At 33.3% G+C, this 16,933-nt stretch carries 13 protein-coding genes and 1 tRNA gene; 7 read left to right on the top strand and 7 right to left on the bottom strand.

All coding sequences use genetic code 11. The features are described 5' to 3' along the window. Positions 1-5: 5 nt before the first annotated feature. Positions 6-467, bottom strand: coding sequence for a ribosome assembly cofactor RimP (rimP, locus tag OS191_RS12410; protein WP_267156032.1), 462 nt, complete (start codon positions 465-467; stop codon positions 6-8). Between the two features lie 160 nt (positions 468-627). Here rimP and OS191_RS12405 point away from each other — a divergent pair, with 160 nt between their 5' ends. Next, positions 628-1,452 carry a universal stress protein gene (locus tag OS191_RS12405; RefSeq protein WP_267156031.1) on the top strand — a complete coding sequence of 275 codons (825 nt, stop codon included), beginning with the start codon at positions 628-630 and terminating at the stop codon, positions 1,450-1,452. A 54-nt stretch (positions 1,453-1,506) separates the two neighbouring features. Here OS191_RS12405 and OS191_RS12400 read toward each other — a convergent pair. Then, positions 1,507-1,579 (bottom strand) — tRNA-Gln (locus tag OS191_RS12400). 151 nt (positions 1,580-1,730) lie between these two features. On the opposite strand from OS191_RS12400, the gene OS191_RS12395 reads away from it, so the two are divergent. Both OS191_RS12395 and OS191_RS12390 read left to right on the top strand, forming a co-directional pair. Continuing rightward, positions 1,731-5,045, top strand: coding sequence for a glycosyltransferase family 117 protein (locus OS191_RS12395; RefSeq protein WP_267156030.1), 3,315 nt, complete (start codon positions 1,731-1,733; stop codon positions 5,043-5,045). A 3-nt stretch (positions 5,046-5,048) separates the two neighbouring features. Further along, entirely contained in the window at positions 5,049-5,714 is a 666-nt protein-coding gene (locus tag OS191_RS12390) for a polysaccharide deacetylase family protein (RefSeq protein WP_267156029.1), read from the top strand. Here OS191_RS12390 and OS191_RS12385 read toward each other — a convergent pair. Both OS191_RS12385 and OS191_RS12380 read right to left on the bottom strand, forming a co-directional pair. Further along, positions 5,711-6,007, bottom strand: a complete 297-nt coding sequence (locus OS191_RS12385; protein WP_267156028.1) for a thioredoxin family protein — start codon at positions 6,005-6,007, stop codon at positions 5,711-5,713. The genes OS191_RS12390 and OS191_RS12385 overlap by 4 nt on opposite strands. Positions 6,008-6,157: 150 nt before the next feature. After that, a complete protein-coding gene (locus tag OS191_RS12380; protein ID WP_267156027.1) occupies positions 6,158-7,387 on the bottom strand; it encodes a metallophosphoesterase in 1,230 nt (409 codons plus the stop codon). Between the two features lie 203 nt (positions 7,388-7,590). Between OS191_RS12380 and OS191_RS12375 the strand changes: the two genes are divergently transcribed. The 3 genes from OS191_RS12375 (at position 7,591) to OS191_RS12365 (ending at position 10,691) form a co-directional block, all read left to right on the top strand. Continuing rightward, the gene (locus tag OS191_RS12375) at positions 7,591-9,552 is read left to right on the top strand and encodes a tetratricopeptide repeat-containing sensor histidine kinase (protein ID WP_267156026.1); all 1,962 of its coding nucleotides are present in this window, start codon (positions 7,591-7,593) and stop codon (positions 9,550-9,552) included. A gap of 28 nt (positions 9,553-9,580) precedes the next feature. After that, the gene (locus OS191_RS12370) at positions 9,581-10,267 is read left to right on the top strand and encodes a LytR/AlgR family response regulator transcription factor (protein WP_267156025.1); all 687 of its coding nucleotides are present in this window, start codon (positions 9,581-9,583) and stop codon (positions 10,265-10,267) included. A 109-nt stretch (positions 10,268-10,376) separates the two neighbouring features. Continuing rightward, positions 10,377-10,691: a hypothetical protein gene (locus OS191_RS12365; protein ID WP_267156024.1), complete on the top strand. Its 315-nt coding sequence runs from the start codon at positions 10,377-10,379 to the stop codon at positions 10,689-10,691. A gap of 132 nt (positions 10,692-10,823) precedes the next feature. Here OS191_RS12365 and OS191_RS12360 read toward each other — a convergent pair whose 3' ends face one another. The 3 genes from OS191_RS12360 to OS191_RS12350 form a co-directional block, all read right to left on the bottom strand. Then, on the bottom strand, positions 10,824-12,233 hold the full coding sequence (locus tag OS191_RS12360) for an aldehyde dehydrogenase family protein (protein ID WP_267156023.1): 1,410 nt from the start codon (positions 12,231-12,233) through the stop codon (positions 10,824-10,826). 133 nt (positions 12,234-12,366) lie between these two features. Further along, on the bottom strand, positions 12,367-15,006 hold the full coding sequence (cphA, locus tag OS191_RS12355; protein ID WP_267156022.1) for a cyanophycin synthetase: 2,640 nt from the start codon (positions 15,004-15,006) through the stop codon (positions 12,367-12,369). A 144-nt stretch (positions 15,007-15,150) separates the two neighbouring features. Next, positions 15,151-15,954 (bottom strand): META domain-containing protein, encoded by an 804-nt coding sequence (locus tag OS191_RS12350; RefSeq protein ID WP_267156021.1) that lies wholly within the window; start codon positions 15,952-15,954, stop codon positions 15,151-15,153. 100 nt (positions 15,955-16,054) lie between these two features. On the opposite strand from OS191_RS12350, the gene OS191_RS12345 reads away from it, so the two are divergent. Further along, positions 16,055-16,921 (top strand): cyanophycinase, encoded by an 867-nt coding sequence (locus tag OS191_RS12345; RefSeq protein ID WP_267156020.1) that lies wholly within the window; start codon positions 16,055-16,057, stop codon positions 16,919-16,921. Positions 16,922-16,933 lie beyond the last annotated feature (12 nt).

The following is a 16,933-nucleotide window of genomic DNA, read 5'->3' as shown; positions in this document are numbered from 1 at the left end:
TTGAATTAAAATTTTATCATAACTTTTGCTTCTACTATATCTTTGTAGGCAATTTCTGCCTCATTTTGCACAGTAACTTTTCCTTTACCAACCGGCTTAGGCTCTCTCGAGGTCCACTGTACTTTAATGTTATTGTCTGTTGCATCAACAAGATCTGCCTCTACAACCTGATCTTTAGTTTTAAGCTCTAAGGTTCTACCAATATTTTTCTTGTACTGTCTTATATTTACTAAAGGCGCCGTTGCTCCTGAGGAAGCTACTTCTAAAGAAAAATCCTGTTCTTCCCTGTCTAAATTATGCTCAATAGCACGACTTATAAACATGCAGTCCTCTACAGTAACACCATGATCGCCATCTATAACAACTTTAATGCTGTTATCTTCTGAAATTGACAGGTCGATTAAAAACAGATGCTGTTTTTCTTCTAGTCCTTCTTTTAATAAATTTTCTACAGTTGTTCTAAACATTTTTTGGTATAAAAAGAGGGGACTTTCCGTCCCCTCACATCTCTTAATTCTTACAACGGTGCAAATATACAATTTTTATATTGAATTACATAATGATTGAAATGTCAATTTTTATTCTTATTTTTAAAGACAGTTTTATGTATCCATTTAACAACCAACTATGAAAAAAATACTTGTACCAACAGATTTTTCCCAAGAAGCAGAAAATGCCTTAAAAGTTGCAGCGCAATTAGCCAAAAAATATGGAAGCGAGATTTATTTAACGCATTTGTTAGAACTCCCTTTAAGTCAAATTGACGCGCTTAGTCACCACAGCGAATTACCTGAGGCTATGTTCTTTATGAAATTAGCTCATAAAAAATTCAAAGACGTGTTGTCTAAAGATTATCTTGTAGGTATAACTGTTCATGAAACTGTTGATTTCAATCAATCCTTTTCTGGCATTGCCGATACAGCAAAACAAAACCATGTTGACTTGATTGTTATGGGATCTCATGGGGCTACAGGGTTTAAAGAAATGTTTATTGGTTCTAACACAGAAAAAGTAGTTAGAACATCTGAAGTTCCTGTTTTAGTTATTAAAAACGAGCATACTAATTTTGATATAAATGACATCGTTTTTGCTTCAGATTTTAAAAACGATAATAAAGACACCTACAGACAAGCAGCTGAATTAGCTCAATCTTTTAACGCAAAATTACATTTGCTAATGGTTAATACAGCTAGTAACTTTTCAACTACTGCAAATGCCAATGCAAGAATTTTAGATTTTATTAATGATTACGATTTTAAAGATTACACCATTAACATCTTTAATGATGAAAATGTAGAAAAAGGGATTTTAAATTTCTCGCATATTATAAATGCAGATTTAATTGGCATTAGTACGCATGGCAGACAAGGAATAGCTCATTTTTTAAATGGCAGTATTAGTGAAGATTTGGTAAATCACGCAAAAAGGCCTGTCATTACGTTTAAGATTTAACTCAATATGAAAAATCAAAAAAGCCTTTCAAAATAAATTGAAAGGCTTTTTTTGTTGGCCTACTAGGGCTCGAACCTAGACTCTTCTGGACCAAAACCAGACGTGTTGCCAGTTACACCATAGGCCATTGTGTAATTGAGTTTGCAAATTTAAAACAAAGTTTCGTTTGCGCAAGTATTTTTTGAATTAAATATTTCCTAAATACTTAACGTTTCCTTAAAAGTATTTCTAATAACATAATTATTGTTAAATTCGCCACGTTAACAAACATGGAACTTATGACAGAATTTAGCTTTAAAAGATGGAATACACTATTGGGATGGTTCTCCTTTTTAATTGCATTAATAACATTTAGTTTAACTGTAGAACCAACCGTAAGTTTTTGGGATGCTGGAGAGTATATATTAACCTCCTCAAAACTACAAGTTGGCCATCCACCTGGAGCTCCACTATTTCAAATGTTTGGTGCTTTCTTTTCCATGTTTGCTTTAGAGCCTAGCCAAATTGGTTTGGTCATGAATTTAATGAGTGCCGTTGCCAGTGCTTTTACTATTTTATTTATGTTTTGGAGTGTTACTTTACTGCTTAAGAAATTAGTAAAGCATCAAGGAGAGTTTACGACATCTAAAAAAATAGCTGTACTTGGATCTGCTCTAGTTGGAAGTTTGGCTTTTACCTTTACAGATTCATTTTGGTTTAACGCGGTTGAGACTGAGGTTTACGCCATGGCAACCTTAATTATGTCTGTGCTATTCTATTTAGGCCTACGCTGGGAACAAGATATGGACAAACCTCGTGGAAATAAATGGCTGATTTTAATTGCATTTATTATCGGGCTTTCTTTTGGAGTTCACTTTATGGGACTTTTAACTATTCCTGCAATTGGGTTGATATATTATTTTAAAAATTACAAGACTGTAACTGTCAAGAACTTTATTATTGCTAATGTGGTTTCAGTTGCCATATTACTTTTCATATTTAAATTGCTATTACCAAATGCTTTAAAGATTTTTAGTGCTTTTGAGATTTTCTTTGTCAACTCTATTGGGCTGCCTTTTAATTCTGGAACCATTATAGCAGGACTTCTTTTAATAGCTGCCTTTTATTTTGGAATAAAATATACTAGAGATAAAAACTACAAACATGTAAATACAGGTATTTTATGTTTGTTATTTATTTTTATTGGTTTTTCTTCATGGCTGATGCTACCTATTCGAGCGAATGCCAATGTGGTAGTTAATGAAAATAATCCTTCGGATGCCAGAGAACTTTTAGCATATTATAATTTGGAACAATACCCAGAAACACATCTTTTTTATGGGCCTTTGTTTACGGATCAATATTCTGGATTGGATGAAAACGAACCTTATATTGATGACAAGCCTAATTATGAAAAAGACCTTAAAACTGGCAAATACGTTATTATAAACGATTGGAAAAATGCCAAACAAAATTACAACCATGAGCACGCTTCTGTTTTACCACGTATGTGGAGTCAAGAAAACGCTACTAATTATATGCTGTTTTCTGGGTTTTTAGACTTCAAGATTAAGCCTGAATACCAAATGGAAAACGAGTTGCGAGCCACTGTTTCAGAATTTAAAAACAATGTCGCTCAAGGCATGGTTGATTATGAAGAATATCATGATTTCTTAAAGCAATTTGGGCAATATATTATTGTTGAAAAACCATCTTTAGGAAGCAATATTGCTTATATGTTAGAATACCAGTTAGGCTATATGTATTGGAGATATTTTCTATGGAATTTTGCTGGAAGACAAGACGATATTCAAGGAAAATACGATAACCATGGAAATTGGTTAAGTGGCATTAAACCTATAGACGAATGGCATTTAGGCTTTTCGCAAGACAATCTTCCTAGCGATGTGAAAAACAATAAAGCAAGAAATACCTATTACTTTCTACCTCTTATTCTAGGACTTATAGGCTTGTTCTTTTTGTTTCATAAAGACAAAAAACTATTTTGGACCATGTTGGTGTTTTTCCTATTTACAGGGTTGGCCATTCAATTTTACACCAATGTGAGACCTTTTGAGCCTAGAGAAAGAGACTATTCTGTAGTAGGCTCCTTCTATGTGTTTGCCATTTGGATAGGCTTTGGGGTCTATTCATTATTTGAAATTATTAGCAAATACACGTCTACTAAGTTCCTTGCTCCAGCAGTTACATTGGTATGCTTGATTTTAGTACCAGGGATTTTGGTAGCTAACAATTGGGACGATCATGATAGATCTGGAAAATACACAGCCAGAGCCATGGCTAAAATGTATTTAGATTCTTGTGCCGAAAATGGCATCCTATTTACTATAGGAGATAACGACACCTTTGCTCTTTGGTATGCTCAAGAAATTGAAGGCTATAGAACAGATGTTAGAATTGTAAATACCAGTTTATTTCAAACAGATTGGTATATAGACCAAATGAAGCGTAAGGCTTATGAAAGTGACCCTATTCCTTCGCAATTAACGCACGATCAATACAAATATGGTACTAGAGATTATATCATGAAAAGACAAATCTCCAAAGATACGATGCTTATTAAGGATTTTATGGATTTTGTCTCTAGTGATAACCCAAGAACGAAATTCAAATATATTTTAGAACAACAAGGAGAGGATGTCAATTATTATCCGTCTCAACTAATAAACTCAAACTATTTTCCTGTTGAGAACATTCGCGTACCTGTTAACAAAGAAAATGCTCTAAAATATGGTATTGTTAAGGAAAAAGATTCTGCTGAGATGGTGGATTATTTAGACGTTAAAATCACCGATAATGCCATTTTCAAAAACAGACTCTTAATGCTAGACATTATTGCAAATAACGACTGGAAACGTCCTATCTATTTTACTGGGGGTGCTTTTGGAAACGAAGATTATATCTGGATGAAAGATTATTTACAACTAGATGGCATGTGCTATAAATTAGTACCAATAAAGACACCTGTTGACAGAGCTAATCCATTTGATATGGGACGCGTTGATGCTGATTTAATGTATGACAAAGTAGTAAAATGGGATTGGGGGAATAGTGGTGATACTACAATTTATCACGATGTTGAAACACGTAAAAACTCCATTACTTATAGAGGGAATTTAGCACGCTTAGCCGAACAACTTATTGTTGAAGACAAATTAACTAAGGCTGAGGAAATAGCAGATATCGCTATGGACAACATGCCTGTGGAACAATTTGGCTACTACACGTTATTAAGACCTTTTATTGGTGTTTATTACGAAGTAGATTCTGATGAAAAGGCACAAAAACTTTTTAAAGATGTTTCTAAAAAGTATCAAGAAAATCTTACCTATTACAGCAAATTGGATGTAGACAGTCAATACAAATTAATTGAAGATATTTTAACAGATATTGAATGGTATAAAAGTATTCTAGATGTGCTTCAAGAATATGACAAAGATTTTTATAGAGAAGAAACAAAAATATTTACAAATTATTTAAATCTATTCAGTCATTTCTATCAAGGAGAAGACATGGAATCTGAACCTCAACAGAATCCAGATGTTCTGTTAGAAAAAGAATTAGATAGTTTGCTATTAGACATAAATAACTAAACCATGGAATTAATTCCAGCCAAACTTCCTCTGTTTGTAAAATGGCTATTTCCAAAGTATGTTTGGAATATTTCTACAGAGGAAAAGGTTATTTATCTCACGTTTGATGATGGTCCAACACCAAAAATAACTACCTGGACTTTAGATGTTTTAGAACAGTTTCAAGCTAAAGCTACATTTTTTTGCACTGGAGACAATGTGGAAAAACATCCTGATATTTTTCAAACAATAATAGAAAAAGGGCATGCTATTGGCAATCATACTTACAGTCATCCGGATGGTTGGAAGACTTCAACCGAAACGTATTTAGCGAATGTAAAACAAGCTCAGAGTATTATAAAATCTCAACTTCCACAAGACACAACCTGCAATCTCTTTCGTCCTCCTTATGGACAAATCAAAAAGAAACAAGGTCGCATCTTAATGAGCTTAGGATATAATATTATTATGTGGTCTGTTTTAGCTATAGACTGGAGTGAAAAAACCAGGAAAGAAAAGTCTTTAAAAAACGTGATTAAACATGCTAAAAAGGGAAGTATTGTGGTATTTCATGATAGCGAGAAAGCTTCAGAAAACATGCAATATGCCTTACCACAAGTTTTGGAATATTTTAGTGAGAAAGGCTATAGGTTTGAATCGCTAACATCAAAATCTCTGCTAAGTAATTAAACGTATTCCTGGATAATACCTATTAACGTATTTGCATCTTTTTCGCCACTATGTCGCCATTTCATTTCACCATTTTTATAAATAATTAATGTTGGTAAACCTTTTACTCTTAGTGCTTCGGCTAATTCTTTGTTTTTATCCACATCAATTTTAATAACCCTTGCTTTATCTCCTAGAGCAGCAGCTACATCTCTTAAAACAGGATGCATGGCAGTAGATTGATCATTCCATTCGGTAAAAAAATCTAGTAGTACAGGAATGTCTACGTCTATAAGTTCCCCAAATTTTGACATACTTTTTTAAGTTTATAAGTCAAATGACTATATACAAACCTACGTATTTTTTTAATAGCTTGTATATACGCCTTATAAATAGTAGGTTTCAACTATTATATAGAAATAAAAATACGCATTTTTAAATTAAAAATAACATCTTAAAGTCTATCAGGTTAAATCTTTTCCTTTTTTAAGTTCTATCACAGTTATTTCTGGCCAAATTCCAACTCTTCCAGGATAGCCAAGATATCCAAAACCTCTGTTTACATTGATGAATTGTCCCATTTGTTTATAAATTCCAGCCCAGTATTTATAGCGCCATTTTATAGGACTCCATTTAATCCAACCTGGAATTTCTATGCCAAATTGCATGCCATGGGTATGCCCGCTAAGCGTAAGGTGGTATTTATAGGTGTCGTCTATAACCACATCTTCCCAATGAGATGGATCATGACTCATTAGAATTTTAAAGTCGTCTTTATCAATATTTTCAGAAGCTTTCTTTAAATCTCCAGCTTTTTTAAAGACACCTCTTCCCCAGTTTTCAACACCAACTAATGCTATACGTTCACCATTTTTTTCTATAAAGCGACTGTCGTTTAGTAGTAAATCGAAGCCAATATCTTTTTGGATTTGTTTTAACTCTTCTAAGTTATTATGCTTTTCTTCTTTTGTATTCCAATCTACATAATCCCCATAATCATGATTTCCGAGAATGGAGAACTTACCATCGGTGGCTTTCAGTTTTCCAAAAACATCCATCCATGGAATCATTTCAGACGCTTTATTATTTACCATATCTCCAGTAAAGAATATGGCATCAGATTTTTGCTCATTCACTAAATTAACTGCATATTCAATTTTTTCTCTATCATCAAAACTGCCTGAGTGAATATCGCTTAACTGAGTTATTTTATAGCCATCAAAAGCCTCTGGTAACTCATCAAAATGCAAGGTATATTTTAGAACTCGAAAATCGTATTTTCCTTTATACATTCCATATAACAAGGAAGAAAATGGAATAGCAGCTAAACCTAATGCTAACCGACTTACAAATTTTCTACGTGAAGGCACGTGGAAGTTCTTTTTTGAAGGAGAAAATTTATAATATAAACCTGTTGTAAACCTGACAATATCTTCACTAAATAAAACAGGAACAAGCACCAGACTAATAGACATAAAAGCTAATAGAAATCCGAAGGCTTCACTTTTAGGCTGGGTTAAAACACGACTATTTGAGGCAACTGTAAATTGAATCACAAAATTTCCTACTACAGCCAAAGCAACAGCAATAAAAACGAAATAAGCCCATTTATTTTTAGTCAAAGTTTTTATGGCTTGATAACCATAAACCACCAGAAAAATGTAGGCTGTTCCAAAAAGGATCCAAAGTAACATATATATAATTTCAACAAAGATAATTGAATAGATTTATACTCATGGGTTTAGCAAAAACTTTAACCATCTGTTAAGAAAATAAAATGAGTGAGTACACGTCTATATTCATTCAAAAAAACAAGCAATATAAGAGCAAAATAAAAAATCATCTTTTTTTAACATTTAAAATAACCTATATTAGTTTACTAGCTAACTAAATACATATGTCCTTACGAACACTCTTTATTTTTCTCTCAATAACTTTTACATCATTTACTATAATAGCACAAAGCAAAACAGATGTAATTAATAAAGCGATAGATTCTATTTTCAATTCTGTTGAAAACGTATCTCTGGTCGAAGACAAAGTCAAACTTTTAAACACGAAATCTGGAGAATATAGATATACTAAAAACTCTCTTAAACTTGTAAATAAAGCCATTGACCTTTCTAAAGAAGCTAAAAACAATAAGCTTTTAGCCATGTCTTATTATTCTCTAGGTAATTATTATTTCTATAATACCCGACTAGATTCGGCCATGATTTATTTTGATAAATCCAACAACATTTTAAAAGATTTAGATTTACCTACACTAAAAGCATCCGTTTTAATTAGCAAAAGTGGTATCTACAGAAAAAATGGCAATAGTTCTAAAGCTATTTCAACTTTATTGGAGTCTAAAAAAATATTAGACAAAATAGACACTTTAGCTTTAAATCAAGAACAAAGAGAGAAATACAAGGGAAAAAATTTAGTATTAAACAATACACTTGCAAACTATTACAATCAAATGGAGGAATACAGCAAGGCTCTTGTTTATTACGACTTGGCTATTGCATCTGCTCTGCAACTAGGCTCTCAAGTTAATGCTGGTATTATTATGGCAAACAAAGGCGATTTACTTTTAAAAATGGGTGAATTTGAAAAAGCCTTAGACCTTCAAGAAGAAGCAAAAAAGAACAAAGAAGCTGGCAACGCTCCACAACGAACCATTATAAATTCTGATTTAAATTTAGGTCATGTACATTTAAAATTAAATCATTATGACAAAGCTTTAACCTATTTAAATAATGCTTATTCCTTTTACGAAAAAGAGAATAACCAACGTAAATTGTATGAGGTTCTGCTTTATAGAGGGAATCTTTATTTAGAGCTAAATAATACTAAACTGGCAGCTCAAGACTGCGAAGCATCAAAACAACTAGCTATTCAACAGAATGATATAGAGTTTATAACTGAAGCCTGTGAATGCTTATATAAAACCTACAAATCTTCAGGAGCATTTGATTTAGCTTTATTAAACCATGAAGACTATTTAAAAGCTAAAGATTCTGTTTTTAATGCGGCAAATGTTAAAAAGCAAACGCAATTAGAAATGCAATATGAGTTTGATAAAAAAGAAGAATTACAAAAACTCAGCTTAGAAGCAAAAGAAAGAGAGAGTCAGCTTTATTCTTATTTAGCATTTGCAGGACTTTTAATTGCGTCGTCTTTAGGCTTCTTTTTTTATAAGAATCAAAGAAAAAACAAATTGCTAGCCAGACAAAAAGTTTTACTAGAAGCCTCTATCGATGAAAAAAATATTTTACTTAAAGAAACACATCACCGTGTAAAAAATAGCTTCCAAATTGTTTCAAGTCTGCTCTATTTACAGTCAGAAAACATGGAAGACAAAGAGGCAAAAATAGCTATACAAGAAGCTCAAAACAGAGTTCGCTCTATGGTTCTTATTCATCAAAAACTTTATAATAAAGATCAGTTAGTTGGAATTAATACCGAAGAGTATTTTAATGATTTGGTAAAAGATATTTTTGAGAGTCATCAATTCCAAGAACAAGCTATTAGATACAAGCTTCAGGTGGAACCTATTATTTTAGATGTAGAAACCATTACGCCAATAGGGTTAATTTTAAACGAATTAATTATTAACAGCATAAAACACGCTTTTGAAAAGGTAACAGATAAGAGTCTCTTAACCATTCTATTTACTCAAGAAGATAAAGCATTAGTTTTAAAAGTTATCGATAATGGCAAAGGCTTTAGTGGCGAAGTAAAAGACAGCTCTTTTGGTATTAAACTTATGAAAGCACTCTCTAAAAAACTTCGTGCAGAGATACATTACAAGTCTGACAAACAAAAAGGAACAGAAGCTACTTTAATTGTTAAAAAATTCAATATTCTTTAGTATTTTAGAACGATAAACGAATTGTATTTTGAAACCATTAAGGATTTTTATTGTTGAAGACGAACCTATAATTGCTATCGCCATTGAGACGGCCTTATTAAAACAAGGCTATTTAGTGTGTGGAGAAGCAGATAATGTAGACGATGCTTTAATTTCTATAAAGGACACCAAACCAGATTTGGTTTTGTTAGACATTCAACTTGAAGGAGAAAAAGATGGTGTTGCACTTGGTGGAGCTTTAGACCTCTTACATATTCCATATTTATATCTCACTTCACAGACAGATCAGCTTACAATTAATCGTGTTAAACAAACCAAACCTCTTGGCTATATTGTAAAACCCTTTACAGAGCACAGTTTAAGAAGTAATATTGAAATTGCCTGGAATAACCACCTTCAAGAAGAGCCTGAATTCTTAAGCTTTTCTTCTAATAACATCATCCAAAAACTAAAGCAATCCGATATTTTATATTTAAAAGCCTTTGATAATTATTGCTATGTGGTAACTGCTCAAAGAGAATATTTAGTTCCTAAAACTCTAAAGTTTATATCCGAGCAGCTCAATCCTTCCATTTTCTTTAAAACACATCGTTCTTTTGTTGTAAACACTACCAAAATAGAATCTTTACACAGAAATGCAGTGTTTATTAACAATAATGAAATTCCTGTAAGCAGACATCAAAAAGAAGCTTTAAAGGCTATTTTAGAGGTATAAGAATCCATTTACTAGATAGAAAAAGTCATTCACTAAATAAAAGAGGTCGTTCACTAAATAAATAATTAAACATTGGTGGGTATTAATATATTTACTCAAAATCTGCCAAATGAGACCCAGCTACAGACCTATTTTTTTAACGTTTTTCTTTGTCTTTTATTTTCAAATATTCGCTTTTGCAGAAAGCAATAAAGTGATGTCCACAGCAAGAAATATATCTAATACAAGTAGTTTAACAACAAAACATATAGTCGTTTCTAAAAGCATGTTTAACACTTATGCTTTTAATAATAAAAATATGGTAAACTCTACCTCTTTAGTGTCTAAAACCATGTCTGTAGATTTCCAAATATTAGATAAACAAACGTATAATCAGTCTGCTTTAAAGAGAAAAAAGCTAATTAGACGAAAAAATAAAAACTAACTGAACATCAGTTCTATGTATTGTTTTGCAATATTATAACCCGTGTTCAAGAAAAATATATAAAGAAGCTATTAATTAATTTGAGGGAAGAGAAAGGAGAATATAAACTTTAATCAGTTGCGTTCTCCTTTTTTAAAACCATTTAAGAGTTAAATCAACCAGCTTTTGTTTCCAATTATTATACGGAGGGGTCAATAAATCTACAGCACCAAGAGTGTGTTGTTTTAAAACAGAGCGCTGATTGGTAAATTCCTGAAACCCGAAGATTCCATGCGATTTTCCTATTCCACTATTGTTAGAACCTCCAAAAGGCAGGTTATGATTTAAGAATTGTAGTAAATTATGATTTATACAAGTACCTCCTGCTCGTGTATTTTGAAGGACATAATTAATAGTTTTCTTGCTTTTACTGAATATATAAAGCGCCAAGGGTTTTTCTTTAGAATTAACATAGGAAACTGCCTCCTCGATTGTTTCGTAAGTTTTAATAGGTAAAATAGGCCCAAAAATTTCTTCCTGCATCAATTTGGAATCTTCCTGACTATCTAAAACCAAGGTTGGTTCTATAAAATTATCTGTAGCATTGTAATTTCCTCCAGACACTATACTGCCTTTATTGGTTTTGGTTTCCTCGAGGTAAGACACCAAACGATCAAAATGTTTTCTATTGACAATTCTACAATAAGAATCTGAAGTTTCTGGATTCTCTGAATAAAACTCCAGAACTTTTGTTTTAAAAAGCTCAATAAACTCCGATTTCAAACTTGATTTCAACAAGACATAATCTGGAGCAATACAGGTTTGCCCGGCATTGGTGAATTTTCCATAAATAATTCTCTTCACTGCTTTTTCCAAATGCGATCCATCGTCTATAATGGTTGGCGATTTCCCTCCTAATTCTAAAGTTACAGAGGTTAAATGCTCTGAAGCTGCTTTCATCACAATTTTTCCAACAGCAGGAGATCCTGTAAAGAAGATATGATTAAATGGCAGTTTCAATAATTCTTGTGAGACCTCAACTTCGCCTTCAACCAAGGCTATTTCTTTTTCTTCGAATAGTTCTGATACTATTTTCGCCATAACTTTTGAGGTGTTTGGCGTCATTTCTGAAGGTTTTAAAATAACTGTATTTCCTGCAGCAATGGCAGAAACCAATGGTCCAAACGTAAGATTAACAGGGTAATTCCATGGTGAAATAATCATGCAAACGCCTTTAGGCTCGTTTAAAATAAACGAACTACTGCCTAATAAGGCTAAAGGTGTTTCTACCTTTTGATGTTTTAACCAAGACTTTAAATTACTAGTTACAAAGTTAATCTCATCGATAACCGGATAGATTTCGGTAAGATCTGTTTCGAGATGAGGCTTTTTAAAATCTTTATAAAGCGCCTCTCTAAGTTCCTGTTTGTAGCTAACCTCTAAAGCGTGTTTTAAACGTTTTAGCTTTCTAATCCGCTCTTTATAAGAGGTGTTTCCAACCAGAAACTGATTGGTTTTTTGCTTATTAAATAAAGTTGCGTATCTATTATCGGAGTAATTCATTAATTTGTTTTATTTAAAAAAGTCGTTTATAAAAAAAGTGTCATTCAGAAAGAGTGCAACAACTGTAGAATCTTCTAATTATTAGGGATTCTATGCTTTCCTCTGAATGACACTTTTCAAAAAAAGAATAACATCAATCTGCACTCATTAACTCGCCTCTAGACTCTTGTTCTTTAAATTTTTGAACCAAAGCCAAAGCATCTGGAATCACATCACTACATAAAATAATAAGTGAGCCTTTTACAGCATTTTTAATAGCATAGGTAATGGCTTCTTTTTCTGAAGGAATGATGGTTGTTTTTTTATTTGGATCTTTCATTTTAATCCCATCATCCAGAAGTTTAATGAGTTCTTCTTCTGTTCTTCCTCGTAAGCGTTTGTCTTGACGAATAATAATTTCGTCAAACATTTCTGCTGCAATACTTCCTACTTGATTGGTATCTTCATCACGTCTATCGCCTACTCCAGCAATAATTCCTACTTTAACTGTGGCATCCAATTCATCTGTAAAATTCTTAAGTGCTAACATGCCTGCTGGATTATGTGCATAATCTAAAAGAATGGTAAAGTTTTCAAATTTAAAGAGGTTTAAACGTCCAGGAGTTTGGGAAGCCGAAGGAATAAAAGTTTCTAAAGCTGCTTTCATATCTTCAATACTAAAGCCTTGAATATTTGCAGTTATAATGGCTGGTAGCACATTCTGAATCATAAATTTTGCTTTCCCTCCATAAGTTAACGGAATGTTTTCAGCTTTCATGATACGCATTTTCCATTCGCCACGACAAATGGTGACATAGCCATTTTCATAAACAGCTGTAATACCTCCAATGCGTTGTAAAGCTTTAATTCTTGGATTGTTTTCGTCCATAGAAAATAAGGCCACATTACAATCTACAGCGCGTCTCATATCGTAAACCAGGTCGTCGTCCGCATTTAAAATAGCATAGCCATTAGGTAAAACCGTTTCTGGAATCACACCTTTTACTTTAGCTAATTGTTCTATGGTATGAATTCCTTTTAAGCCTAAATGGTCTGCCGCTACATTAGTAACAATTCCAATATCACATTTTTTAAATCCGAGTCCGGCACGTAATAAACCACCTCGGGCACTTTCTAGAACTGCGAAGTTTACAGTTGGATCTTTTAGTACAAATTCTGCACTTGCAGGACCCGTACAATCGCCCGTCATTAATAATCTGTTTTGAATATACACACCATCACTTGTTGTGTAACCTACTCGATAGCCATTCATTTTTGCCATGTGAGCAATTAATCTTGTGGTGGTTGTTTTTCCGTTGGTTCCTGTTACAGCGATAATAGGAATTCTCCCAGTATCTCCTTTAGGGAATAATTTATCTATAACATGACCTGCTACATTTCTAGGCAAGCCTTTGGTTGGCGCTAGGTGCATTCTAAATCCTGGACCTGCATTTACTTCCAGCACTGCGCCTCCAGTTTCCGATAAAGGTTTTGAAATATCTGTGGTAGCAATGTCAATTCCACAAATATCTAAATCGATAATTTTTGAAATGCGCTCTGCCATGGAAATATTGGAAGGATGTACAATATCCGTTACATCTTCTGCAGTTCCACCTGTACTTAAATTTGCTGTATCTTTTAAAATAAGTATCTCCCCATTAGGAATTACAGAATCTAAGCTATAACCAGCATCTTTTATAATGGTTTCAGTAAGCTCGTTTACTGTAATTTGAGTTAACACATTTTCATGACCATATCCACGTCTTGGATCTTTATTTACTTCGTCTATTAGTTCTTGAACCGTCAATTTTCCATCTCCAATAACATGAGCAGGTGTACGTTTTGCAGCAGCAACCAATTTATTATTGATGACCAACAAACGATAATCGTCTCCTTTGATAAATTTTTCGACAATAATGGCACCACTACGCGAGCTTTCCTTTGCGTGATTAAACGCTTCTAAAGCGTCTTCGTAATTTTGAATGTCGACTGTTATACCACGTCCATGATTTCCGTCTACCGGCTTGATAACCAAAGGAAATCCAACATATCTACAAGCCTCTTTCAAACTACGTTCACGACGAATAATATCACCTTTTGGAACTTCAACTTCTGCCTGTTCTAATAAATACTTGGTATCTTCTTTATCGCAGGCTAATTCTACACCAATACTACTAGTTTCGCTAGTTACAGTTGCTTGGATGCGTTTTTGATTTGCTCCATAACCCAATTGACAAAGCGAATATTTATTTAAACGGATCCAAGGAATACCACGAGACTGAGCCTCTTCAACTATAGATCCTGTACTAGGTCCTAATCGGGAATCTTCGCGAAGTTCTCTCATGTGCTGAATATCGTCTGTCATATCATACTCTTCCCCAGCAATCAAGGCTTCACAAATTTTAACTGAAATCTCAGCAGCATAACGGCCAACTGATTCTTCCATATAGGCAAAAACCACATTATATACACCTTCTTCCCCATAGCCACGCGTTCTTCCGAAGCCCACATCCATGCCAGCAAGCGTCTGAACTTCTAAGGCAATATGTTCAATTATATGACCCATCCAGGTACCTTCTTCCACACGCTGAAAAAACCCACCAGGTTCTCCCACAGAGCAACGATGCTCAAACATGGTTGGGAACATGGTCTTTAACCTATCGTAAAACCCATCAATTTTATTGGATGGCAACTCTTCCATCTCTTCAAGATCGAGAACCATAACTATTAATTTATGACGTCTTACTGACCAATAATTAGGTCCTCTCATTGCATTTATTTCTCTTATTTTCATAAATTATTAAGGTTTTGATAGTTTAAATTGAATTATCGTAAATATACAGAAATGTTTGGGATATTTTAAAGAGGAACTTGTTTTTGCATAGAAACGATTATGCATAATTCTAACTCATTAAAAATCAATTAAAAACATTTTAACTTAATCGATTTTTTTGAAAACAATTAATATTCCGGAAGCATTAGACAAGGTTAACCTGTTGTTTTCAATGGAATAACTGACACTGTTTTTTAGTGCTTTTAAAAATTCCGGTTCTTTATTTTTTGGTTGGCAGAGCATTTCAGTTGTAATAATATTTGTGAAACGAAGCAGGTCTTTTTCAAAAAACAAGTTTCCATGTATTCTATTACAACCTGCAAAACCCATAAAACTATTTTCTGAACTATTAATTTCTATGGTTGGGAACTCTTTTATAAAATCTGCTTTCGTCATTTTTTCACCATTTAAAGATTCAAGCACCCAAATATCATGAAGTCGGTAGTCAGTCATGTATTGACCACAACCTTCCATACTCTTAAACTCTCTGCCTGTTGTTTTCTTTAAATCAACAGAAACGGCATAAGGACGTTCTTTTTCAGACATCTTATTATTGCATTGTTTTTGAACGATTTGAATGTTTATTTGATGGGCTTCGGTTGAAAATTTATATAGTTTGACATTGGCATCCATAGCTAAAACAGGCTCTGAATGTGGTAATTTTATTGAATCTTTTGGAGTTTTAAATACGACTAAATCGCTAAAAATTTCTAAGTTCCAATTAGGTTCCGTGCCAGATGCTACAAAATATGGGGTTTGCTCATTAGACCTCATTTTGACTGTTGTTTTGGATGTTTCTGCTATATCCTTCTCTTTTTTGCTTGCTACTTTGTGTTTACAACTCAGCATGGCACATAGTAGTAATATATAAGTAAAATGAATTTTCATAACTTGAATAAGACTTTTCATCTTCATTTTTAATCAAGCATAAAAGTTAGCAATAAAAATGATATTTTGATTTTTTTAAGCAAATAAGTTTATTTTTGCATCTGAAAATTAATAGCAGAATATGAGTCAATCAGAAATAAAAGGAACACTTATTCCCATTGGAGGAAATGAAGATAAAGGTATGTGTAGTGATGAAAAACACACCTTAGAATTTATAGATGAAGGTATTTTATACCACGTAAAGCAGCAAGCTGGTGGGAAAGACGCCAATATAGTCGTTATTCCAACGGCATCGAGTATTCCAGTTGAAGTGGGTGAAAATTACTTGTCTGCTTTTTCTACCTTAGGTTGTGAAAATGTGACTGTTCTAGACATTAGAAGCAAAGAAGATGCAGAAAAACAAGCTTCAATAGATTTAATAAAAAACGCCAACTGCATCATGTTTTCAGGAGGTGACCAATCTAAAATTACCAATAAAATTGGAGGGACTACCATTCATAAAATCATGTTAGATCGTTACCAAAATGAAGTTGGATTTGTTATTGCAGGTACTAGTGCCGGAGCCATGGCCATGACTTCAGAAATGATTGCCGGGGGTAGTGCAACAGACGCTTTTGTAAAAGGAGCTGTAACTATGTACAAAGGGTTAGGCTTGGTTCCTGAACTTATTATAGACACACATTTTATTCAACGTGGTAGATTTGGACGTGTATCTGAAGCCGTAGCAAAATTCCCAAATCTTCTTGGTTTCGGATTAGCCGAAGACACTGGAATGATTATTAAAAACGGAAAGTGTTTAGTGATTGGTTCTGGAATGGTGATTGTTTTTGATGGTAGCAAAATTACCCATAACAATGAAAAAGTTTTAGATGAAGGAACACCCATGACCATAGCTAATTTAAGGGTTCATGTGCTTTCTAACGGGGACAGATATTATATTACTGAAAGAAAAGTTGGTGTATTGCCTATTGAGGCTGATTTTATCTAGGAAATTATTACG

This window comes from Xanthomarina sp. F2636L, assembly GCF_026410195.1.
Classification (GTDB): domain Bacteria; phylum Bacteroidota; class Bacteroidia; order Flavobacteriales; family Flavobacteriaceae; genus Xanthomarina.
Note: the sequence above shows the minus strand (reverse complement) of the source record. Positions and strands in the feature narration are given on the sequence as shown.